Raw genomic sequence first — 21701 nt, 5'->3', positions numbered from 1 at the left:
CTCTGCATGACGGTCACGCGAAGCGGTAGAGATGCTTCGACTGCGCTCAGCATGACTGTTCTTTTTCAATCATAACCCAAAAAATGAAAGAGCTATTCGCCCCCAACGCCACGCCCAGCCGCCCGGTCTTCGCCCTGATGGTGGCCTGCCAGGTGCTCGTGCTGGTGCTGCTGTGGCTGTTTTATCCCCTGCAGCTGTTTCCCAGCCTCGGCGACGTGCTGCGCGCCCTCTCGGACCTGATTACCAGCCAGGGCCTCATCCAGGAGCTGTGGGCCAGCATGACCACGGCCCTGCAGGCGTTGGCCATCGGCACGGTGCTGGCGCTGCTGATTTCCTACCTCACGGCGCTGCCCTTTTTCCGGCCCATTGCCTACGCGGCCACCAAAATGCGCTACCTCACGCTCACCGGCCTCACGTTTTTCATGGCCCTCATGCTTAGCTCGGGCCACGAGGTGAAGCTTTCGGTACTCGTCTTCGCCACCACCGTGTACCTGGTCACGGGCATGACGAGCGTGATTCTGACCACCACCCAGGAGGAAATGGACCACGCCCGCACCCTGGGCATGAGCGAGTGGCGCAGCTTTCTGGAAGTCGTCGTGCTCGGCAAGCTCGACGCCATGCTGGAAGTGGTGCGCCAGAACTTCGCCATCATCTGGACCATGATTACCCTCGTCGAAACCCTCTACCAGTCGGAAGGCGGCATTGGCCTGCTGCTCTACAAGCAAAACCGCTACCTGCACCTCGACGGCGTGCTGGCCATTCAGCTGGTGATTCTAGCCACCGGCGCCCTGCAGGACTACGTGTTCGTGCTCCTGCGCCGCGTGTTCTTTCCGCACGCCGCTTTGGCGCAGGCCCAGAGCTAGGGTTGTAGGGTATTTTGCTTGAGCAATGAGAATACCCTACAAGGTGTGTAGGGTATTTCAGGTAGCCATCGAGAATACCCTACAAGCAGGCTGCTAAGGAGCGGCTGCTCTGTAATAAACTTTCGTCCACCACGTAAAGAATAGTACAGTAGGTGTAATAAAAGTCACTTCACAAGAGAAAAGATATTACACCCATTGCTTGTAGTGATGCGCTGCAGACCGGTGTGTAGAGACGCATACTCGCGTCTCCCGCCAGAACGTTTGGCGCCACCGACATACGCTTGTTTCTCCAAAGTTTCCCAACGATTGAGGCGCAACCATGCGCCTCTACCACGCCCCTATGTCACCCTACTCCCACGAGGAACCCGTCCTCACCCTCGACAACATTTCCATGACCTTCCACGGCGAAGTGGTGCTGCGCGACATCTCGGCCCAGGTGCGCAACGTGGTGCGGCCGGGCATGACGCAGGGCCAGGTCGTGGGCTTCTACGGTCGATCCGGCATCGGCAAGTCCGTGCTGTGCCGCATCATGGCCGGGCTGGTAGTGCCTAGCACCGGGCAGGTGCAGGTGGGCGAAACCCAGCACCCCGTGCGCCCCGGCGACGTGGGCCTGGTGCAGCAGCGCTACCCGCTGTTTAACCACCGCACCCTGGCCGACAACCTGCTGGTGGCCGCCGAACGCAAGCACAGCCCCGCCGAAGCCAAGCAGCACGTCGAGGCGTACCTGGAACGGTTTCGCCTCGCCCCGCACCGCCGCAAATACCCCGCGCAGCTCTCCGGCGGGCAGCGCCAGCGCGCCGCCATTGCCCAGCAGCTGTTGTGCTCCGACCACCTCATCCTGCTCGACGAGCCCTTCTCCGGCCTCGACGTGGCCATGATCGACGAGCTGAAGAAAATCATCGTTGAAGTCACCACGATGGACGAGCTGAACACCGTCGTCATCGTCTCGCACGACATTGCCACCACCACCGCCCTGTCCGATACGCTCTGGCTGATGGGCTACGAGCGTGACGCTGCGGGCCAGCCGCTACCGGGTGCTACCATCTCCAAGGCCCACCAATACGACCTCGCCGGCATGGGCCTGGCCTGGCACCCCAACGTAGAAGCCGAGCCCGAATTTGGCCGGTTCGTGGAGCACTTGAAGGCGGAGATTCGGCAGGGGTAGGAAATGTTGCTTTAAAAGCGTGTTGGGAATTTCAAGTAGCTTAATTCCGACACGCTCTTAACTGCCATTGACATGTCAAAAATTACAACCAAAGTACAACTGCTAGAAGCCTACCGGACTGGGCAACGATATTTCGAGGACATTGAACTGGAAACAAACGAGAACTTAACTGACGCAGTGCTCAGCGGAGCGGTGTTTAAGCATTGTTGGTTAAACGTTGATTTTACCCGTGCCGACTTGACCAACTGTCAGTTCGTGGAGTGCAGCTTGAAAACGGCTGATTTCAGGTACGCGAACCTAGCCAACGCCACCATAGAGGGCTGCACCGTAGAAAGTACGCGGTTTAGTCATGCAATTATAGATGGCTTCGTCTTTGCCAAAAACTCAGTTTATGGGCAAAACGCGGAACAGAAAGACTTTGACACCTTTCATTATTTCACCTAGCTGATAGCTTGTGCAATGCCCGACACCCTCCTAGTAATTGTGCACAACACAATGAATACATCCGGCATTTTTTAGCAGTATAGTATAACAGCTTGTTCCCATGCTAAGCGCTGCCGAAATGCCGCCGAGCGGGTACTTTTGGGCTTCACCCACAATCCAGCCGCCCCGCGCCATGCCCAACGAAGGCACCGTACTCATCATCGACGACGAAACCCGCCTACGCCAGCTGCTGGCCCGCGTGCTGGAGCTGGAAGGCTACACCGTACTGCAAGCCCCCGATGCCCGCCGCGGCCTCGAAACCCTGCAGCAGCACGCCGCCGAGGTACTCGTGGTGCTGTCGGACGTGAAGCTGCCCGACGCCCACGGCGTGGACCTGCTGCCGCGCCTCAAGCAGAAGTCGCCCGATATTGAGGTGGTGCTGATGACCGCCTACGGCACCATTCCCGACGGCGTGCGCGCCATGCGCGACGGCGCCTTCGACTACCTCACCAAGGGCGACTCCGACGATCAGCTGATTGTGGTGGTGGAGCGCGCCGCCGAAAAGGCCCGCCTGCGCCGCCGCGTCACGGAGCTGGAGCGCCGCGTGGGCCAGCAATATTCGTTCGAGTCGATGGTGGGCAGCTCGCCGGCGCTGCACCGCGCCCAAGCCCTGGCCCGGCAAGTAGCCCCGACGGATTCGACGGTGCTGCTGGAAGGACCCACGGGTTCGGGCAAGGAGCTGTTTGCGCAGGCCATCCACCAGGCCAGCGGGCGGCGCTCCAAGCCCTTCGTGGCCGTCAACTGCTCAGCTTTCCCGAAGGATTTGCTCGAATCGGAGCTGTTTGGTTACAAAAAAGGTGCGTTTACAGGCGCCCTGGCCGACAAGAAAGGCCTGCTGGAAGAAGCCAACGGAGGCACCTTGTTCCTCGACGAAATCGGGGAGCTGGAGCTGAACGTGCAGGCCAAGTTTCTGCGCGTGCTCGAAACCCAGACCTTCACCAAGCTCGGCGCCACCCAGCCCACGCAGGTAAATGTGCGCTTCGTGGCCGCCACCAACCGCAACCTCAAACAGGAAGCCGCCGCCGCCAACTTCCGCCCCGACCTCTACTACCGCCTCTCGGTTTTTACCATCGAAGTGCCGCCGCTGCGGGCCCGTGCCGCCGACGTGGAGGTGCTGGCCGAGCACTTTCTGCGCTATTTCGCCGCCAAGCTGGGCAAGCGCCTGCCCGGCCTCGACGCCGAGTGCCGCCGCCTGCTGCGCCAGTACGACTGGCCCGGCAACGTGCGGGAGCTGAAGAACGTGCTCGAACGCGCCGCCATTCTGGCCCCCGACAACCAGCCCCTCGACGCCGACTTGCTGCCCCCGGAGTTTCACCTACTGCCCAGCCCCCTGAGCCCCGACGCCGACCCCAATGACCGCAGCCTGCGCGCCGTGGAGGCCCGCCACATCCGGGAAATGCTGCACCAGACGGAGGGCAACAAAACCGAAGCCGCCCGCCAGCTCGGCATCGGCCTCACCACGCTCTACCGCAAACTGCAGGAGTACGGCCTGAGCAGCTAGCAGCCGGTTCGTTTTGGCAACGAACCGTGCCAAAACGGTAGGGGTGAGGCCCGTGGAAAAATGGCGGCTGCGTTTGGTAATCGGCGTTTGTGAGTCGAATACATATGTTTAGCCACTAATGTTTCGGATTTGGCGCAACACGGCATCAGAATGGAAAGCAGTGGCGAAACCCTTATTCCCAATGGCTGACTGCCGCCGTTACAGCCCTGCATCAGCCGCTGCCGCTTTTTCCATGAAACTACCGCTTCTTGTCGGCCATCTGCTCTTTTCCGCTGCGGCACTGGCCCAAACTGTACCCGCCGATTCCGCCGCGAAGACTCTGAATCCGCTGACGGTGTATGGCTTCGCCGATGCCTATTATGGCTACGATTTCACCGGAAATAGCCCGCAACGCCCCGGCTTTCTGTACGCTCACAACCGGGCCAACGAGTTTGCCCTCAACAACGGCGTGCTGGGTTTGCGCTACAACGACAACCGGGCCCGCGGCGCCTTCGCGTTGCATACCGGCACCTACGTGGAGGCTAACTACGCGAACGAGCCCCCGGTGCTCCGCCACGTCTACGAAGCCTACGCCGGCTTTCGGCCGCTGCCCAACACTTGGCTCGACCTGGGCATTTTCCCCTCGCACATCGGCTTCGAGTCGGCGCTGAGCAAGGACAACTGGACGCTTAGCCGCTCGCTGATGGCCGAAAACTCGCCCTACTACGAAGCCGGCGCCCGCCTTACCTGGGAAGCCTCGCCCCGCTGGACGGTAACCGGCCTCGTGCTCAACGGCTGGCAGAACCTGCGCGACAACAACCGCGGCAAAGCCCTGGGCACGCAGCTGCAATGGAAGCCCACCGACCAGCTGACGCTCAACAGCAGCACCTTCTTTGGCAACGAGCAGCCCCAGGACTCTAGCCGCCGCCGGCGCTTCTTCCACAACTTCTACCTCAGCTACGCTGCCACGTCGCGCCTTTCAGCAGCGGCCGTGTTTGATGTAGGCACGCAGCAAGCCCCTAGTCGAAAAGCCGATACCTGGCACGCCGGCGCCTTGCTACTGCGCTACCAGCTAGCTGATAAATGGGCCGTGGCCGGGCGGGCCGAATACTACGCCGCGCGCCACGGGGTCGTCATCTTCAGCAGCCGGCCGCGGGCTACCGATGCCAATGCCCGCATAGCCGGGGCGTCGCTGAATCTGGATTACGCGCCCAACCGCCGCGTGCTGTGCCGTGTGGAAGGCCGGGCGTTGCAAGCGCAAAACCGCATCTTTGCCGACGACCGAAGCCGGCCCACGCACACCTACGGCAACGTTACATCGTCCATTGCCCTGAGTTTGTAGCGCCCGGACGGCACAGCTTTCCATGAACATCCGCACCAAACTCACGCTGGGCTTTCTCACGGTGCTGCTGCTGCTGCTGGCGCTGGGCGGCTATGCCTCGTGGGCCGTGCGGCATCTCGATGCTACCGAGCGGCGCATTCGTCAAACCAATTTCTATTCCGTGGAAATGGGCCAGCAGATGCTGCGGGCGCTGGACCAACTGGCCGAGCCAAACAGCAGCCCTGTCGGCCTGACTACGTTTCGCCGTGCCCTCACGCGGGCCGGCAGCAACATCACCGAGCCGGGCGAACAGGCGCTTATCGATAGCCTTACCCAGGAATTTGCCCGGTACCAACGGCTGCGCTACACCGCTGCGGGTGCAGCGCAGCCGTTGGTGTTGCAGCTGCTGCGGCAGCAAACGCACCGGCTCGTGGAGCTGAATATTGAGGCGCTGAAAGCCAAAAGCCGCGTGGCCGACCGCGCCGCTAGCCGCGCGGTGCAAACTGTGTTGGCCTTGGCCGTGCTGGCGGCGCTGCTCACGTTGGGCCTGGTGCGCGGCGTGCCCGAGGCCGTTGACAACTCCTTGCACAGCCTGAGGCTGGCCATCCGGCACGCCACTCAGCACGATTTCACCACCACCATTCCGGTGGAAAGCCACGACGAGCTGGGGCTGGTAGCGCGCGCGTTCAATCAGATGCTGGTGGAGCTGCAAGATTTCCGTTCCTCCACAATCTCAGCCCAGATTCTGGAGCGCAACCGCTTGGCCAGCGTCGTCAATAGCCTCGACGAGGGCCTGCTGCTGCTCGATCAGCACGGGCGCATCATTTTGGCAAACCCGGTTATCTGTCGGCTGCTGGGCCTCGCTGGCGAGTTGCTCATCGGTCGCCCCGCTGCCGACATTGCCGTGCGCAACGAGCGGCTGCGCGCTATTCTGGAGCCGCTAAACGCGCCTAACCGGCACCAAGCCGCGCAGGAAGTGCCGGTGTTGTCGTTCACGCAGCGCGGCGAAGAGACCTACTACCGGCTGTGGGTGCACGACATTGTGGCCTACAACGAGGCCGAGGAACAGATGCAGTTTGCCGGGCACATCCTGTCGTTGCGCAATGTGTCGGAGTTCAAGAAGCTCGACCAAATGAAGTCGAATTTCCTTGCTACTGTCTCGCACGAGCTGAAAACCCCGCTGGCCAGCATCAGCCTCAGCTCCAAGCTGCTGCTGCACGAGCGCACCGACGCGGCCGAGCGGGAACGGATTGTGGCCGGCATCCGGCAGGAAACCCAGCGGCTGCAGCGCATGGTGGCCGAACTCATTGACGTGTCGCGGCTCGAAGCCGGGGCCGGTATTCAGCTCGATGTGCGCCCCACCCGCCTGGCCGACGTGGTGCACTACGCCACCGACACCGTGCAGGCCCAGCTCGACGACAAGCACGTGCGCCTCGACCTGCAATTACCCGCCGACTTGCCCGCCGTGCGCGCCGACGCCGAAAAAACCACCTGGGTGCTCATCAACCTGCTGGCTAATGCCGTCCGTTATTCGCCCGAAGGCGGCTGCCTCAGGGTGCAGGCCGAGGCCCAGCCAGACTGCGTGCAGCTGAGTGTGCGGGACTGCGGACCCGGCATTGCGCCCGAGTACCACGAGCAGATTTTTCAGCGCTTCGGCCAGGCGCCCGACCAAGGCCGCCACCGCGGCAGCTCGGGGCTGGGCCTGAGCATTTCGCGCGAGTTTATTGCTGCCCAGGGCGGCCGGCTGTGGGTAGAAAGCGCCGTCGGGGAGGGCAGCACGTTTCGCTTCACGCTGCCACTGGCTTAAGCAGTTGGAGCTTTAAGTACCTCCTGCGCCGGAATAGTGGGCAGTTGAAGTGTAAACGTTGTGCCGTCGGCTTCGCTGGAAGTGGCGTCGATGTGAATGGCATGGAACTGCGCCACGCTGCGCACCACGGCCAGCCCCAGGCCGTAGCCTTCCACGGCGCGGTCGTCGGCAAAGCGGCGGAACCGCTCGAAAAGGTGCGGCAGCTTCTCGGGCGCAATAACCTTTCCGGTGTTGCGGATGCTGAGCGTGTACCCCAGAGCTTGCCCGGCCGAGGCGGTGCCCGTAATGTGGATGCTGCCGCCGCGGTGATTGTACTTGATGGCGTTGCTGATCAGGTTGAAAAACAGGGTAAAGAGCAGCGTGCGGTTGGCCGGTTGCATGACCGGTTCGCCGTCCAGGGTTAGGGTAGCGGTTAGGTCGAGGTCGAGGATGCGGTCTTCCAACTCTTCGAGTACATCGGTGAGCAGCTCACGCACATTAACGCGGTCGGGGCGGGCAAACTGCTCGTTTTCGATGCGCGAAATGAGCAGCAGCGTGCGTAGCGTGGCGGTGAGGCGGTGCAGGGTCTTCTGCGAAAACACCAGTTGGGTTTCGGCGTCTTCGGGTAGGATTTCGGCCTGCAACATGTTCTCAAAGCGGTTTTGCAGGATGGAAATCGGAGTGAGAAGCTCGTGCGAAGCGTTGGCAATAAACTCACGCTCCTGCTCAAATACCGTCCGTATTTTCTGCAGCATCTGCTGAATGGTGGCGTCGAGGTACTGAAAATCGGAGGTGCCGGTGCGCAGCGGCGGCAGGGGTGGCGGCGTGGGGCCTTGCACCGCGCGCAGCCGCGCCACAATTTGGCCAAACGGGCGCAGCAGGTAGCTGATGACGCTTAACTCGATAAGCAGCGTGGTGAGCACCGCAAACAGCAAGGCGTAGGCCGCGAAACCGCGCAACAACCCGTACACGTCCTCCACCGAGGCCATGCTTTTGCCGATTTCCAGGGTGTAGGGCTGCCCTTCGTGCACAAAACTGGACCGCAGTACCCGAAAGTCAACCAGTTCGCCTTGGCGGCGGCGCGGCAGGGTAGCCAATGTATCGGGCCCGGCTTCAGCCAAACGGCCCCGTCGTAGGTCGATGTACTCGTCCTGGAGCAGGTCGTAGTGCAGCCGCTGGTCTTGCTCCTGCGTCTGCAAAAACGAGCTGACGCCCACCTGCTCGATGCGGTGCCGGACTTGCTTTAATTCGTTGCGCAAGCGGGCTTCGGTGTGGCGCAACGCAAACACCTCGATGGCCCAAGGCAGAGCCAGCAGCAACACGCCGGCCATGAGCCCCTTCGAAAGGGTGGTCAGCAGCACAAGCTTTTGCTGGAGCTTCACGCCTCCGTGTCGAGCTTGATGCGGTAACCCACGCCGCGTACGGTTTCAATCCAGTCGTGCGCGTCGTGCGGCGCCATTTTCTTGCGGATGTTCTTCACGTGCACGTCGATGAAGTTCGAGTCGTGGTCGTCGCTGTCGCTGATCATGTTACCCCAGATATGCTCGCTCAGCTGCAGGCGGGTAAGCACGCGGCCGCGGTGCAGCAGCAGGTAGTGCAGCAGGTCGAACTCCTTGCGGGTAAGGCTCACGAGGTCTTGGTTGTGGCGCAAGGTCCGGTCGCTCAAGTTGAGGGTGAACGGGCCAAACTGCAGCGTATCCTGCTGCACGCCGTGCTTGCGGCGCGTAATGGCCTGCATCCGCGACTCCAACTCCATCAGCGAATAGGGCTTGGGCAAATAGTCATCGGCACCCAGCTTGAGGCCGTTGATCCGGTCGTCGACCGAGCCGCGGGCGCTCAGAATGATGATGCTGGCTTGCTGGTTGCGCTCCTGCCGGGCCTGGGCCAGCAACTGCAGGCCGTCCTGGTCGGGGAGGCCGAGGTCGAGCAGCACGAAATCGTATTCGTTTACATACAACTTCTCGGAGGCTTCGCGACCGGTGCGCGCAAAGTCGCAGAGGTACCGCTCGTGCTGGAGGTACAGCGCCAACTCCCGGGCCAAAGCGCGGTCGTCTTCTACAATCAGGACGTTCATCGAAAGGAGCGTTGGGGAATTGGGCGGCTCGCCGCCGTCAGTCGGTTAACGAAGATAGGAGGGCCGCAGTCGGGCTTTGCGCAGCTGCAGGTGGTTTGCCGCCCGATCATCCCGATTCGGTTGGGAAAGTTCTACCAGCCGAAATACGGTTGCGGTGTCAAAACTTTCCCTGCTACCATGAAGCGCTAATGAATGCGCCGGTCCCGAAAACAAAAAAGGCTCCCTAGGGAGCCTTTTTGCGTTTACTGCAAGACTATTCGCGGGTGATTTTGATGACGGCTCGGTGCTTTTGCTGCTGCACACTCAGCAGATAAACTCCCTGCGGCAATTTCCCGGCCTCGGTCAAGCTAAAGGTAGAAGTGCCCTGCAACACCTCCAGGCGTCGGCTCAGCAAGGTGCGACCCACGGCGTCGCGCAGCGTGAGGTCTACGGGGCCGGCTTGGGTGGTGCGGATTTCTACGTCGAACTTGCTGCCAAACGGGTTGGGCCAAGCCTGCGCGGCAAAACCAAATTCGCCTTCTACCTGCAGCGTACGAACCGGCGACAGTTGCTCTTGGCCGTTGGTGTCAACCTGGCGCAGGCGGTAATACAGCAGCGGCGCCGCATGACGAATAATCTGCGCGTCAAGGTACTGGTATTCCGATTCGCTGGTGGTAGTGCCGTGGCCTGCTACGCGGCCCAGGTGCTTGAACTCTTTCCCATCGATGCTGACTTCGACGTCAAAGTGGTCGTTGTTCTTCTCGGAGGCCGTTGCCCAGCGCAGCACGGCGTCGGCCGCCTTGCGCTCGGCCGTGAAGCGCAGCAACTCCACAGGCAGCGGGTTCGAGGTGTTCGATACCGTGAAGCGGGCCGAGTTCGTGGCATTCACCGTGATGGTACGCGGGCTGGGGCCGGCGGGCGAAGCATTCGTTAGCGTGCCTACCCGCTCCCAAGGCGCGCTAGCTGTCAGTTGGCGCCACACGCGGGCTTGGCTGAAGTTGGTCAGGCCGTTGTCGTCGTCTGCAACCCAATTCAGCGTCAGGCTTGCCGGAGTGGCCGGCGTAGTGCCCAGGTCCACGGTCCAAATCCGGTCGATGCCTTTGGCGGCGGGATTTTGCGGATCGGTGCCGTAGGTCACATTCGCCGTGCTCAGGCCAGCCGAGCGCGTAATGGTTACCTGCGGAAGGTTGTTGCCGTTGGGGTTTAGGGTTGCCCCGTTGCCAAAATCCACCGCCGAGCTACCGTTCAAGCCGGTGCGAGTCACCTGCAGGTTGCCTTTCACGTAACGACCAGCTGCTTCCCCGGTCACGGTGGCCCCATTCGGTACAATAATTTTCGCTCCGGGTGCAGTCTGCACGATGCCGGCAGTCAGGGCGAGCTGGCTGAGGAGGGTTAAGTCGGCAGGGACGCTTACAATGTTGCTGCCGGCGGCGGCCGTGTTGTTCACAGTCAGCTTGTAGATCGAGGCCCCTCCGGGCGTCAGTGTCTGGGTGCCGGTGCCCGTGAGTACCACTTCACCGGTTCCGGGTGTCACCGTGCCCGTGTTGGTCAGGTTGCCTTTCACGGCGAGGGTCCCGGTGCCCAAGTCGAGGGTGCCGGCATTTTGCAGGGCGCCATCAACTTGTACCGTGCCGTTGTTTTGCAGCGTACCGCTGGTGTTGGCCACGCTACCCGAGACGTATAGAGTAGCTCCGTTGCCAACACTTATTATAGCGCCGGTGTTGGTGAGGTCTTGCGCTGCTAGTGGCTGCGCAGCAATCAGTCCCAGCAGGCCGGCAATGGGTAAGTAAGGCTGTTTCATATCTTCGGGTTAGCGTGCAAAGGGCGAAGATATAAGGTTTAGGGAAGTTGTTGTTGCACTTATGGATATTGCTTCCCGTTTTCGATAACTCCCAAGTTCCTCGCTTTAGCGTTTTGGTGCTGACGGGGATTGAGCTGGGGTAAGGGTGGTATTCGTCAAGAGAAGCGCTACGGCAATCAGAGCTAGCGAAGAGGAGGGGGCCATGAGCAGAACAGATGGATTACGACTTCAAAAGTCTGCTGTATAACTGGCAAAGAACAGGAAGAAACAGCTGCGCCTGTGACAAGCCTGTTTGTGAAAAAATCGTCCGTCTTATCTGAAAAATGCGGGTTAAAGAGAGAAACGATTGGTCATTAAAGTAGAAATTGCTTCTTGGTGTGACAGAAGGCCAAACACCAATTTTTGGTGGTTGCTGCTAAAGCCCTTGTAACCTAGCAGCGTGGGTGCTGTGAGTGGAAAGCGGGTTTGGTGCACTTCCACTTGGGTTTTTGCGTGGGTTGTTGTAGGTTTGCAGCACCAAAACGCCTCCTTAGCTCAGCTGGTAGAGCAACTGACTTGTAATCAGTAGGTCGCTGGTTCGATCCCGGCAGGGGGCTCTTTCTGCAGGCCCGGAAATTTGCTTCGGCAGGTTTTCGGGCCTGTTGCTTTCGTCCGCAGATTGCGCCCTTCGCCCATGCAGCTCGTCGAAGTCACTACGCCCGCCCTGGCCCGCGAATTCATTGCCTTCCCGCCCCGGCTTTACCGCAACGACCCCAATTACATCCGGCCGCTCGATCAAGATGTCGAGCACGTATTCGACCCCGCCCGCAACAAGCTGTTTCGCAACGGCGAATTGGTGCGTTGGCTGTTGCTGGATGCGCACGGGCAAACCATCGGGCGGGTGGCGGCTTTTGTAAACCGCGAAACTGCCTTTGCGCCCGAGGCGGAGCTTGCAGCCGATTCGGTAGGAGCGGAGACCAAGGTGTCGAAGGCCGACTTGTACCGCCGAATAGGGGGAATGGGATTCTTTGATTGCATCGACGATCAAGCAGCTGCCAACATGCTTTTTGATGCCTGCCGCGAATGGCTCAGTGCCCGGGGGCTCGAGGGGATGGATGGGCCGATTAATTTCGGAGACCGGGACAAGTGGTGGGGGCTGCTGACTGAAAACTTTGGACCTCCGATCTACGGCGCTGCCTACAACCCGCCGTACTACGACCAACTCTTTCGGACCTACGGTTTCGAAACGTTTTTCCGGCAGGTAACCTACCACCGCATGGTAGCCGGCGAGTTGCGGCCCGCCATCTTGGCCCGCGCCCAACGCATTGCAGCCGATCCGCGCTATTCCTTCCGGCACATGCGCAAGCGGGAGTGGAAACGCTATGCGCAGGATTTTCGCACCATTTACAACAAAGCCTGGACCAAGCACGAAGGGGTAAAGGCCATGTCGGCTGAAGTTGCGGAAAAGCTCTTCAAAAGCATGCTCGACATTCTCGATGAGCGAATCGTGTGGTTTGGCTACTACGACAACGAACCGGTGTCGTTCTACATCAACCTGCCCGAAATCAACGAGATTTTGCGGCACTTCGATGGCAAGCTGGGCTGGTGGCAAAAGCTCCAGTTTAAGTATCACCAGTTGCGTGGCACGGTTAAAACCTTGTTCGGTGTGGTGTTTGGCGTGGTACCCGAGCACCAACGCAAAGGTGTGGAAGCTGCTATGGTGTACGCCTCGGCGCAGCTCATTCAAAAGCCGGGAGCCTTGCAGTACACCGAAACTGTTATGAACTGGATCGGCGACTTCAACCCCAAGATGATGACCGTGGTGGAGCTGATTGGCGGCAAGCCGTGGCGGGAGCACCAGACCCTGCGTTACCTGTTCGACCGCACCCGGCCGTTTGAGCGCATGCCTATTTTGGATTAATTCCTCCGTACCGCCTTTGGGGTGGCGTGCTACCTTTGAGCCATGCAAATTCCTGCGGCATCAGCCGATTTAATTGAGCGGACTGCGGACTTCGTTCGCGAGAAATTCCAGGGTGAGGGTTCTGGCCACGACTGGGAACATATCCGCCGGGTGTGGCAAACCACCCGGTCTTTGGCCCAAAATACGCCCGCTGCCGACGGCTTTGTGGCCGAACTTGGGGCGCTGCTGCACGACGTAGCCGACTGGAAATTTCACGGCGGCGACGAAGAAGCCGGCCCCCGGGCGGCCCGTGCCTGGCTGCTGAGTCAGCAAGCCGACGAGGCCGTTATTCAGCGCGTTGAAACCATCATTCGCGAAATCAGCTTCAAGGGCCTTGGGGTAGCCACGCCCATGAGCACTTTGGAAGGCGAATTGGTGCAGGATGCCGACCGGCTCGATGCCATTGGCGCCATTGGCGTGGCACGGGCATTTGCCTACGGCGGCCATAAAGGACGCCCCTTGCACGATCCGGCTGTGGCGCCGGTGGAGCACAGTTCCTTCGAGGCCTACAAACGCAACGCCGGCCCCACCATCAATCATTTCTACGAGAAACTCTTGCACTTGCGCGAGCGGCTGAACACGCCCGCTGCCAAGATGGCGGCGGAGTCGCGGCATGCGTATGTTGAGCAGTTTCTGGCGCAGTTCCTGCGCGAGTGGAACGGCGAGGATTTGCCGCGCGCAGAGCCGGGCTAGGGCACGGATGTGGCCTTTTTTGCGTTGTTTTGTTTATGATGTTCGAGTTTCGTCTGCTGCGCCGTTGGCTACCTATTCTGGTGGCAGCCGTGGCAATCAGCAGCTGCCGCACGTGCCCCATGGCGTCGTGCCACGTGCGCAAAGTCCATTTCCACAACGGGAAGAAGTACCGCGGGCAGCCGCTGTTCAAAAAACAGAACCCCGAAATCGGCGAGAAATTCAAAGTGCACGGCCAGCCCGATGGCAAAATGCACAACAACCGCGCGAAGGGTAAACCTTGATTCCTGCTAGGAAAAACGGCCTTTTTTCGGTATCTTGCCAGCTTAAACACGAGTTTCTAACCCGGCCCGCCAACTGCGTTTTGTAGCATCGGCGTCCCATCATTTTGATCATGGCTGAAGGCGAAAAGATCATTTCCATCAACATCGAAGACGAGATGCGCGGTGCGTACATCGACTACTCGATGTCCGTTATTATTTCCCGCGCCCTGCCCGACGTGCGCGACGGCCTCAAGCCCGTGCACCGGCGCGTGCTCTACGGCATGAGCGAGTTGGGCGTTTCCTACAACAAAGCCCACAAGAAGAGCGCCCGTATCGTGGGCGAGGTGCTCGGCAAATACCACCCGCACGGCGACTCCTCGGTGTACGACACCATGGTGCGCATGGCCCAGGACTGGAGCCTGCGCTACCCGCTCGTCGACGGACAGGGCAACTTCGGCTCCATCGACGGCGACTCACCGGCCGCCATGCGTTACACCGAAGCCCGCCTCAAGCGCCTCTCCGACGAGATGTTGGGCGACTTGGACAAGGATACCGTGGACTTCCAGGCCAACTTCGATGATTCCTTGGAGGAGCCCTCGGTGATGCCCGCCAAGTTCCCGAACTTGTTGATGAACGGCTCTTCCGGTATTGCCGTGGGCATGGCCACCAACATGGCGCCCCACAACCTTTCGGAAGTGGTCGACGGCATCATTGCCTACCTCGACAACGACCAGATTACGGTTCAGGAGCTGATTGAGTACGTGAAAGCGCCGGATTTCCCCACGGGCGGCGTTATTTACGGCTACGAAGGCGTGCGTCAGGCGCTGGAAACCGGGCGCGGCCGGGTGGTAATGCGTGCCAAAACGCACTTCGAAACCACGCCCACGGGCAAGGAGCAGATCGTTGTGACCGAAATTCCCTACATGGTCAACAAAGCGGCCATGATTCAGCGGACGGCGGAGCTTATCAACGAGAAGCGCATCGAAGGCATTTCGGACCTGCGCGACGAGTCGGACCGTGACGGCATGCGGGTGGTGTATGACCTGAAGCGCGACGCCGTGCCGCAGGTAGTGCTCAACAACCTGTTTAAGTACACCCAGCTGCAGAGCACCTTCGGTGTCAACAACGTGGCCCTGGTAAAAGGCCGCCCCATGACGCTGAACCTGCGCGACCTGATCCACCACTTCGTGGAGCACCGCGGCGACGTAGTGGTGCGCCGCACGCGCTACGAGTTGGCCGAAGCCCAGAAGCGGGCCCACATCCTCGAAGGCCTGCTCATTGCCCTCGACCACCTCGACGAAGTAATTGCCCTGATTCGCGGCTCGCGCGACCCGGAACTGGCCCGTGCGCAGCTCATCGAGCGGTTCACGCTCAGCGACGTGCAGGCCCGCGCCATTCTGGACATGCGTTTGCAGCGCCTCACCGGCCTGGAGCGCGACAAAATCGTGAACGAGTACAACGAGTTGATGAAGCTCATCGACTACCTGAACTCGGTTCTGGATTCGCCGGCGCTGCAGCGCCAGATCATCAAAGACGAGCTCATCGAAATTCGGGAGCGGTACGGCGACGCGCGCCGCACGCACATCGAGTACGCCGGTGGCGACATCGACTTCGAGTCGCTGATTGCCGAGGAGTCGATGGTAATTACCATCTCCAACGAAGGCTACATCAAGCGCACGTCGCTCGACGAGTACCGGGCCCAGGGCCGCGGCGGCACGGGAGCCAAGGGCGTATCTACCAAAGAGTCGGATTTCACCTCGCACCTGTTTGTTGCCTCCACCCACGACTTCCTATTGCTCTTCACCGAAGGCGGCCGGTTGTATTGGATCAAGGCATACGAACTGCCGGAAGGAGGGAAGGCTGCCAAAGGTCGTCCTATCCAAAACCTGATTCCCGATTTGGCCACCGACCCCGTGCGTTCCGTGCTGAACGTGCGTGACCTGCGCGACCCCGACTATGCGCAGAACAACTACCTGATGTTCTGCACCGAGCAAGGGACGGTGAAGAAAACCACGCTCGAAGCGTACTCGCGTCCGCGGGCCGCCGGCATCAACGCCATTACCATCAACGAAGGCGACCGGCTGCTTGATGTGCAATTGACGACCGGCACCAGCGAAGTTATCCTGGCGTCCCGCAACGGCCGGGCCGTGCGCTTCAACGAAGCCAATGTTCGACCCATGGGCCGAACTGCCGCCGGTGTCCGGGGCATCACCTTGGCCGAAGACGGCAACGACCGCGTAGTCGGCATGGTTTGTCTGGCCGATCCGCAGAAGGAGTTGTTGGTAGTATCCGAAAACGGCTACGGCAAGCGCAGCCCCATCGACGACTACCGCATCACGAACCGTGGCGCCAAAGGGGTAAGCACCCTCAAGGTGACCGAAAAAACCGGCTCTTTGGTGTCCATCAAAGACGTTGTCGACGACGACGATCTGATGATCATCAACCGCTCGGGCATCACCATTCGCCTGCGCGTGGCCGATGTGCGGTCGATTGGGCGGGCTACTCAAGGCGTTCGGCTTATCAAAATCAGCGAGGGCGACGAAATTTCATCGGTGGCAAAAGTTGCAGCCGACGACAAGGAACTCGAACTGGTTGATGCCGCTGGTGAACTGGTGGTTGCTGAAGAAGGCCAAGAGGGGGGGAGCCCCACAGCCGCCCCTGAACTAGCGGCCGACGCCGACACTGCCGAAGACGAACTTCCTGTTTCCTGAACCCTATGAGGTGCTTTCCCTGTTGGGGAAGCACCTTCTTTTTTGTTTCCCTTCCTCACTCACTCCATGAAGAAGATTTTTCTGACCGCTGCAACGGCGCTGGCCCTTCAAGGTGCCATGGCCCAGAACTCTGCCGTGACCAATGCCATACTGATGCAGAAAGCTGGCACGTTGGATAAGGCCCGTACGGAAATCGACAAAGCCATTACCAATCCCAAGACCTCCGACAAAGCCAAAACGTGGTACACGCGCGGCGAAATCTACGAAGGCATTGCGCAAAGCCCGATTTACGGCAAGACGTTGTCGCCCGGTGAGGGAACCAAAGTAGCTTTCGAGTCTTACCAGAAAGCTATTGCTCTGGAAGGCAAAGACAGCGACTACGGCAAGCAAGCCACCCAGCGGCTTGATAATATCTATGGTATGGCGTTGAACGCCGGCGTTGAGAGCTACAATGCGCAGAAGTACGATGAGGCGTTGAACTCTTACCGCATGGCGCAGCAAATCCGGCCGCAGGACACTACAGCGCTGTTGTACGCTGCTTACGCTTCGGAAGCGAAGCAGGACTATGGACAGGCCCGGGACAACTACAACAAACTGATGGGCATCAATTACAAATCGCCGCAGATGTACAACCGTCTGTTGCAGATTGCTCGTCAGGAAAAGAACGAAGCCGAGGCAGCGAAAGTCGTGCAGCAGGCTTTGGCTGCTTACCCAACCAACAAAGCCTTTTTGTTGGAAGACCTGAACATGACCCTTAGCTCTGGCCGTGGCACAGAGGCCATCGACAAAATACAGAAGGTAATTGCTGCCGACCCAAACAACTCCAATCTGTATTCAGTGCTCGGTTCGGTATATGAACAGAGTAAACAGCCTGAGCAGGCATTGGCTGCCCATAAGAAAGCGGTTGAACTGGATCCAAAGAACTTTGATTCGCAGTACAACATTGGCGTTTATTATTTCAACAAAGGCGCTGAGATTTACAAGGCTGTAAATAAAATGGACTTGAAAACGTATCAAGCCAAAGGCAAAAAAATGGAAGCTGATGGTAAGAAATACATGGAACAAGCAATTCCGTATTTCGAAACGGCTATTCAGATTAACCCAAGCGACCGTGGCGTGTCGTCGGCTCTGCAGAAAGCATACACAAGTGTTGGTCGTAAGGCCGATGCTGAGAAGTTGGCAAGTCAAGCTAAGTAGAGGAGAGAGGCCCGGTGTATTCCGGGCCTCATTTTTTAAGATATTACTTAACATAATATAAATTATACTACAGCGAAAGAACAAATTGCCAACACGTCAAAGAACCTATACGGACCGGCCTTGTGCCGTTACCGAATGAACAAATATTGTGAAGCTACTATCACAATTCCTACACGTAGGGACAAAAAAAATACCCCGACTTCAAATTATCTTGAAACCGGGATACTTAATGTTGTTATTGTACTAAACCCTTTCGGGCTTATGGCAGTACGGAGCCTCTGCCTTTCATATACTTCATAACCTTTGCCTTGTACCAATGCGTACGCGGCCAGTCCTGAACGATTTTCCAAACGTTGTATACGTCGGCATCTTCCGTCATATACATTAAATACGTATTGGGCACCGGTTCGCCGTTGAGTATGGCTTGTTCGTCGGGCAATTTTAGCCGTTTTAAGGCTTTATACACCTTGTCGTTAATATCCAGCCGTAATTCCCATTGGGGCGTGTCGTTGCGCGTCCCCATTATCATCAGGAGCACGGTTTGGGCGGTAGTCATTGGTTCGGCTTTCGTAGCTGTTAGCATGTGGGATGGAATTAGTTCCTGCATACACAATGAAATTATTGTGCCAATCGACGGAACCAAATTACTCAAATACCAAACAGCAGCCAAGCCGCAGGGTTTTACAAAGCTTGCGGGCCGTTGTAAACCATGTAATTAGCCCCTTGCAACGGTTTTATTCCCGGTTCGGTATGCACGCAGCGAATCCGCAGGCGCGCAGGCAGCGGAGCCGTACGGCCGCGCAGCGGGTCGGCTGCGACAGCGCGCATTATACCGGCGAAACGTTCGGTTTCGCCCAGCGTGAGCGAGGCACGCACCAGGGCCACCGGGTTAGCGTAGTTATACGCCATGTCCATTGACGGCATAAATTCCCGTTGCCAATGCTTTAGGCGTTTTTCGACGTGCCCGGCCAAGTCGTGCTGCTGCATGAGCTGGCACGCCATATGCAGCGAGTCGTTATCCTTTGTGGCCCAATATTCGCCCAGCAGCGCCTTAATGGACACCTTAAAGCGAAACGAGGTCGTACCAGGGCGCGTAGAGTGGCGCAGCAGCTTCGGCGCATCGGGTTGCGCGAAGTCGAACAGGCGCAGCGCAGGACGGCGCGACTTGTTGGAATCGTCCGAGTCTTCGACAAAGGTTAAGTACGTATCGAGTTCCTTTTGAAAGACGCTTTTAAGCCACTCCGCAGAAACGAAATCGTACAGTCCCAGCCGCAGCGGTTCCACTAGTTCCCCCTCTTCCCCGTACAAGTCGTTCGGCAAATCCTTGTGCACGCGCAGGAAGTCTTGCCCTTCCGGAAAGTGGTAGAGCTTTTTTAGTTCGTCCGACTTCAATTTGAACTCCATGCGCCACACGTCGGGCGCTTCGGTTTTCTGGTTGCCGTCTTCATCGAGCAGCGGCAGGCCGTCCGCATCAAATTGCGACACCGGGACACCCAGGCCAGCAGCCAGCAGGTACTTAGTAATGTACGGCTTGTTGCTCTTTTTAAGCTCCAACGTCTTGTTGTACATCGTTGCGCAGCGGTCGGATGTTTGCGACCCCCATTTAATGCCCGTATAGGCACCCCCACGCATAAACACGTTGGTATTAGCGGCCCTACCCTTTCGCTCAATTTGGGCCGATTGCACGGCCTGAATAAAGGCACCGGGAAGCATACCGTTTGCGAATCGTTCAAAGTCGCAGGCAATATCTAGGCGCGTAATGCCATTGAGCACAAATCCGGTTTCACCGAAGAACGCAACCAGCGACAAGCGCAACTCCTCTTCGTACAGCACGCAGTTTTCCAGCTTAAGCTGCATCGAGTCGGGCGGCAGGATGGACGAGCGAGGAACGGCGCAGAGCGTGCCCCAGGGCTTCCCTTCGTACTGTATCTGTAGCACCCGCTTGTACTGAGCAGTACCCCGGTCAAGATTAACGAACGTAAACGAGCCGCCGCGCGAGCGGTAGCCCACCGGCATCAACGTTGTACCAGACACAAGCAAACGGCCTATTTCAGCCTCAATGGCCGGGATTACCGGACACACCGGAACCGGCTCCAATGCCCCCGAAAGGGAAAGCGTCAGCCAGTCCAGCGTAATAGCGTTTTTCAAGAGCAGAGAAGCAAGAAGCGAGAGCATAGGCGCAGGCGTGCGGGGATGGAACCCGCAAACCTACAGCCGAAGAGAAAGCAGAAGTATGATTTTCGTCAGGCGTAAAACAGCGAGACGATATAGGAGGATTTTGGCACCACGTCGGCAGAGGAACGGCCGTCCAGCGTCTCCCCTACTAGGTGAGCATCGGCGTATAGCTGTGTTTCCTGAAAGGCACGTAGCACCCGGTTGTATTGCAGCTTCGGCGTTAAATCGTACTCCGCATTCACGGCAGAAATGGCTTTCCGCAGGGAGCCGGACTTAAAACCAGCTACAGCACCGCCCGAGCGGGCAATAAGCACGAAGCGCACCGGCTTCGGGGTTGTGTCCTTTTTGGGCGCAGGAGCAGGCGCGGCAGGTTGTTCGGTTTCCTTGTTCATATCCGAACTTACTAGTTCAGATTCAGAAGATGGTGAAGCTATTTCGTTGCCGTTGCCGTCTATTTCGCCGTTAACATACCTATTGCAGTAGTTAGGGCAAAAGGATTCGCGCTTGTCATAACAAGCCTGAAAACGCTTAGACACCAGAGGAAAGGCCGAAGGCGTACTTAGACCGTCACCGATTGCGCGAAGGCGCTCCCAAATAGTATCGATAACGAGATTGCAGTCCGCAATGTCGGTGCACTGTGCAGCCGTGTAGAGCCCGGCTAGAATTTCTTTGGCTTTCATGTTGTGAGGTTGTTTAAATGTGAACTACTTAGTTCAGATATAGCAAACCCCATGCCAAACTAGTTCATATGTGAACTACTCCTTGATGCCATGCCATATATCGACAATCCAAGCGGCAGGGTAACCGGCCAACGTGAGCTTGGCAGCTTGCACCACGTCGGTAGCAAGCGTAGGCAGCGTTACTACGCTGTGTTGGTCGAACGTGACGACCGCCGTAAACCAGTGCAAGCTCATAGCGGCAGCAGGGCGGCAGATTGAGCGAAAGCAACAAGGCCAGCCAACACCAGCACGACGGCACAAACAACCATCGAGAGGTGATACACGCGGCGAAAGAAGCGGCGCAGGTAGCGCCAGAGCGAGAGTAGACGTTGTTTCATTCATTCGATGGTGAAAGGTTGAGAACACCAGAGGCAGCGCACCCCTAGCACAGAATACGAGCGGCAGAGGCCGCAGAAGTTGAGCTTATACCCGCTCATAGTCGAGTTCTATCAGCAGCAAAAGCGAGTCGGGACAATCGAACGAGAACAGCCCTAAAGCCTCTTCTACATCGTCCGTCCAGTATTTGAGCACTCCCACGCAGGGAGCCGACCACAAGCCCACCAGGAGCGGCGTATAGCCATCTTCCGGGGTTGCAATCAGGTAATGCACCTTGACACACGCGGCCAGCATACCCCTACGCGAAAAAGCCAGCACGGCGCACGGCGCAGCAGCTACGCGCTTGCGAGTGCAGGGTGTGGTAATTGCCGCAGGAGCGGCACTTGAAGCGCAGCAGGGGCAGCGCAGGAGGCGAAGCGGCCCCGGCAGCACCAGCAGGCAGCAAGGAGCTATGAAACAGCAGAGACAGGAACAGTGACGTTTTCACACCGTAAGAGTTGAGGGGTTACATACAAGTGAAGCGGCCAGCCCTTGCGGGGCTGTGCCTTACTGTTTGTCCTTCGGCGTGTTGGCAATTTGCTACAGCATCTTCGACACCCTGAAAAAGCAGGGAGTACAATACCCGTAAGTAAAGACTGTGCAGCCGCAGCAGCGGCATACATACTTTTTCACAGAGGCGAGATTTTTAAAAAGAGAAATGAGGGGGCGCTTCGCTTTCA

21 protein-coding genes and 1 tRNA gene are annotated in these 21701 nt (G+C 58.6%); 12 read left to right on the top strand and 10 right to left on the bottom strand.

The window, feature by feature from the left end; translation table 11 throughout:
- The first annotated feature begins 83 nt into the window (after window positions 1-83).
- From F0P96_RS04540 to F0P96_RS04515, 6 genes are all read left to right on the top strand, one after another.
- Complete coding sequence (locus F0P96_RS04540; protein WP_151077592.1) at window positions 84-863, top strand: ABC transporter permease; 780 nt, start codon at window positions 84-86, stop codon at window positions 861-863.
- 340 nt (window positions 864-1203) lie between these two features.
- On the top strand, window positions 1204-2028 hold the full coding sequence (locus F0P96_RS04535; protein ID WP_160619945.1) for an ATP-binding cassette domain-containing protein: 825 nt from the start codon (window positions 1204-1206) through the stop codon (window positions 2026-2028).
- Between the two features lie 72 nt (window positions 2029-2100).
- Window positions 2101-2472 carry a pentapeptide repeat-containing protein gene (locus tag F0P96_RS04530; protein ID WP_151077590.1) on the top strand — a complete coding sequence of 124 codons (372 nt, stop codon included), beginning with the start codon at window positions 2101-2103 and terminating at the stop codon, window positions 2470-2472.
- A gap of 172 nt (window positions 2473-2644) precedes the next feature.
- Window positions 2645-4012, top strand: a complete 1368-nt coding sequence (locus F0P96_RS04525; RefSeq protein ID WP_151077589.1) for a sigma-54-dependent transcriptional regulator — start codon at window positions 2645-2647, stop codon at window positions 4010-4012.
- Between the two features lie 232 nt (window positions 4013-4244).
- On the top strand, window positions 4245-5333 hold the full coding sequence (locus F0P96_RS04520) for a porin (RefSeq protein WP_160619947.1): 1089 nt from the start codon (window positions 4245-4247) through the stop codon (window positions 5331-5333).
- Between the two features lie 22 nt (window positions 5334-5355).
- On the top strand, window positions 5356-7119 hold the full coding sequence (locus F0P96_RS04515; RefSeq protein WP_151077587.1) for a HAMP domain-containing sensor histidine kinase: 1764 nt from the start codon (window positions 5356-5358) through the stop codon (window positions 7117-7119).
- Here the strand turns inward: F0P96_RS04515 and F0P96_RS04510 are convergent.
- The 3 genes from F0P96_RS04510 to F0P96_RS04500 form a co-directional block, all read right to left on the bottom strand.
- Window positions 7116-8459 carry a sensor histidine kinase gene (locus F0P96_RS04510; RefSeq protein WP_151077586.1) on the bottom strand — a complete coding sequence of 448 codons (1344 nt, stop codon included), beginning with the start codon at window positions 8457-8459 and terminating at the stop codon, window positions 7116-7118. The genes F0P96_RS04515 and F0P96_RS04510 overlap by 4 nt on opposite strands.
- Window positions 8460-8476: 17 nt before the next feature.
- Window positions 8477-9172, bottom strand: a complete 696-nt coding sequence (locus F0P96_RS04505; protein ID WP_151077585.1) for a response regulator transcription factor — start codon at window positions 9170-9172, stop codon at window positions 8477-8479.
- Between the two features lie 253 nt (window positions 9173-9425).
- Window positions 9426-10952 (bottom strand): T9SS type A sorting domain-containing protein, encoded by a 1527-nt coding sequence (locus F0P96_RS04500; RefSeq protein ID WP_151077584.1) that lies wholly within the window; start codon window positions 10950-10952, stop codon window positions 9426-9428.
- A 523-nt stretch (window positions 10953-11475) separates the two neighbouring features.
- Here F0P96_RS04500 and F0P96_RS04495 point away from each other — a divergent pair.
- From F0P96_RS04495 to F0P96_RS04470, 6 genes are all read left to right on the top strand, one after another.
- Window positions 11476-11548 (top strand) — tRNA-Thr (locus F0P96_RS04495).
- A gap of 77 nt (window positions 11549-11625) precedes the next feature.
- Entirely contained in the window at window positions 11626-12852 is a 1227-nt protein-coding gene (locus tag F0P96_RS04490; protein WP_151077583.1) for a hypothetical protein, read from the top strand.
- A gap of 42 nt (window positions 12853-12894) precedes the next feature.
- On the top strand, window positions 12895-13584 hold the full coding sequence (locus F0P96_RS04485) for an HD domain-containing protein (protein WP_151077582.1): 690 nt from the start codon (window positions 12895-12897) through the stop codon (window positions 13582-13584).
- 35 nt (window positions 13585-13619) lie between these two features.
- On the top strand, window positions 13620-13865 hold the full coding sequence (locus F0P96_RS04480; protein ID WP_151077581.1) for a hypothetical protein: 246 nt from the start codon (window positions 13620-13622) through the stop codon (window positions 13863-13865).
- A 110-nt stretch (window positions 13866-13975) separates the two neighbouring features.
- Window positions 13976-16555: a DNA gyrase subunit A gene (gene gyrA, locus F0P96_RS04475; RefSeq protein WP_151077580.1), complete on the top strand. Its 2580-nt coding sequence runs from the start codon at window positions 13976-13978 to the stop codon at window positions 16553-16555.
- Between the two features lie 66 nt (window positions 16556-16621).
- Entirely contained in the window at window positions 16622-17752 is a 1131-nt protein-coding gene (locus tag F0P96_RS04470) for a tetratricopeptide repeat protein (RefSeq protein WP_151077579.1), read from the top strand.
- A 259-nt stretch (window positions 17753-18011) separates the two neighbouring features.
- On the opposite strand, the gene F0P96_RS04465 is transcribed toward F0P96_RS04470, so the two are convergent.
- The 7 genes from F0P96_RS04465 to F0P96_RS04445 form a co-directional block, all read right to left on the bottom strand.
- Entirely contained in the window at window positions 18012-18308 is a 297-nt protein-coding gene (locus F0P96_RS04465) for a hypothetical protein (protein ID WP_160619949.1), read from the bottom strand.
- A gap of 125 nt (window positions 18309-18433) precedes the next feature.
- Window positions 18434-19927, bottom strand: coding sequence for a hypothetical protein (locus F0P96_RS04460; protein ID WP_151077577.1), 1494 nt, complete (start codon window positions 19925-19927; stop codon window positions 18434-18436).
- Between the two features lie 68 nt (window positions 19928-19995).
- Window positions 19996-20607 (bottom strand): hypothetical protein, encoded by a 612-nt coding sequence (locus F0P96_RS04455; protein ID WP_151077576.1) that lies wholly within the window; start codon window positions 20605-20607, stop codon window positions 19996-19998.
- A 75-nt stretch (window positions 20608-20682) separates the two neighbouring features.
- Window positions 20683-20841: a hypothetical protein gene (locus F0P96_RS20880; protein WP_160619951.1), complete on the bottom strand. Its 159-nt coding sequence runs from the start codon at window positions 20839-20841 to the stop codon at window positions 20683-20685.
- Window positions 20838-20984 (bottom strand): hypothetical protein, encoded by a 147-nt coding sequence (locus F0P96_RS20875; RefSeq protein WP_160619953.1) that lies wholly within the window; start codon window positions 20982-20984, stop codon window positions 20838-20840. Before F0P96_RS20875 ends, F0P96_RS20880 begins: the two co-directional genes overlap by 4 nt.
- 85 nt (window positions 20985-21069) lie before the next feature.
- Window positions 21070-21276 (bottom strand): hypothetical protein, encoded by a 207-nt coding sequence (locus F0P96_RS04450; protein ID WP_151077575.1) that lies wholly within the window; start codon window positions 21274-21276, stop codon window positions 21070-21072.
- A gap of 4 nt (window positions 21277-21280) precedes the next feature.
- On the bottom strand, window positions 21281-21469 hold the full coding sequence (locus tag F0P96_RS04445) for a hypothetical protein (RefSeq protein ID WP_151077574.1): 189 nt from the start codon (window positions 21467-21469) through the stop codon (window positions 21281-21283).
- Window positions 21470-21701 lie beyond the last annotated feature (232 nt).

Source organism: Hymenobacter busanensis (genome assembly GCF_008727865.1).
Taxonomy (GTDB): Bacteria; Bacteroidota; Bacteroidia; order Cytophagales; family Hymenobacteraceae; genus Solirubrum; species Solirubrum busanense.
Note: the sequence above shows the minus strand (reverse complement) of the source record. Positions and strands in the feature narration are given on the sequence as shown.

Bases quoted from the DNA above. Each gene is read 5' to 3' on its own strand.
- F0P96_RS04540 (WP_151077592.1), top strand. From the start codon at position 84: ATGAAAGAGCTATTCGCCCCCAACGCCACGCCCAGCCGCCCGGTCTTC.
- F0P96_RS04535 (WP_160619945.1), top strand. From the start codon at position 1,204: ATGTCACCCTACTCCCACGAGGAACCCGTCCTCACCCTCGACAACATT.
- F0P96_RS04530 (WP_151077590.1), top strand. From the start codon at position 2,101: ATGTCAAAAATTACAACCAAAGTACAACTGCTAGAAGCCTACCGGACT.
- F0P96_RS04525 (WP_151077589.1), top strand. From the start codon at position 2,645: ATGCCCAACGAAGGCACCGTACTCATCATCGACGACGAAACCCGCCTA.
- F0P96_RS04520 (WP_160619947.1), top strand. From the start codon at position 4,245: ATGAAACTACCGCTTCTTGTCGGCCATCTGCTCTTTTCCGCTGCGGCA.
- F0P96_RS04515 (WP_151077587.1), top strand. From the start codon at position 5,356: ATGAACATCCGCACCAAACTCACGCTGGGCTTTCTCACGGTGCTGCTG.
- F0P96_RS04505 (WP_151077585.1), bottom strand. From the start codon at position 9,172: ATGAACGTCCTGATTGTAGAAGACGACCGCGCTTTGGCCCGGGAGTTG.
- F0P96_RS04500 (WP_151077584.1), bottom strand. From the start codon at position 10,952: ATGAAACAGCCTTACTTACCCATTGCCGGCCTGCTGGGACTGATTGCT.
- F0P96_RS04490 (WP_151077583.1), top strand. From the start codon at position 11,626: ATGCAGCTCGTCGAAGTCACTACGCCCGCCCTGGCCCGCGAATTCATT.
- F0P96_RS04485 (WP_151077582.1), top strand. From the start codon at position 12,895: ATGCAAATTCCTGCGGCATCAGCCGATTTAATTGAGCGGACTGCGGAC.
- F0P96_RS04480 (WP_151077581.1), top strand. From the start codon at position 13,620: ATGATGTTCGAGTTTCGTCTGCTGCGCCGTTGGCTACCTATTCTGGTG.
- gyrA (WP_151077580.1), top strand. From the start codon at position 13,976: ATGGCTGAAGGCGAAAAGATCATTTCCATCAACATCGAAGACGAGATG.
- F0P96_RS04470 (WP_151077579.1), top strand. From the start codon at position 16,622: ATGAAGAAGATTTTTCTGACCGCTGCAACGGCGCTGGCCCTTCAAGGT.
- F0P96_RS04465 (WP_160619949.1), bottom strand. From the start codon at position 18,308: ATGACTACCGCCCAAACCGTGCTCCTGATGATAATGGGGACGCGCAAC.
- F0P96_RS04460 (WP_151077577.1), bottom strand. From the start codon at position 19,927: ATGCTCTCGCTTCTTGCTTCTCTGCTCTTGAAAAACGCTATTACGCTG.
- F0P96_RS04455 (WP_151077576.1), bottom strand. From the start codon at position 20,607: ATGAAAGCCAAAGAAATTCTAGCCGGGCTCTACACGGCTGCACAGTGC.
- F0P96_RS20880 (WP_160619951.1), bottom strand. From the start codon at position 20,841: ATGAGCTTGCACTGGTTTACGGCGGTCGTCACGTTCGACCAACACAGC.
- F0P96_RS20875 (WP_160619953.1), bottom strand. From the start codon at position 20,984: ATGAAACAACGTCTACTCTCGCTCTGGCGCTACCTGCGCCGCTTCTTT.
- F0P96_RS04450 (WP_151077575.1), bottom strand. From the start codon at position 21,276: ATGCTGGCCGCGTGTGTCAAGGTGCATTACCTGATTGCAACCCCGGAA.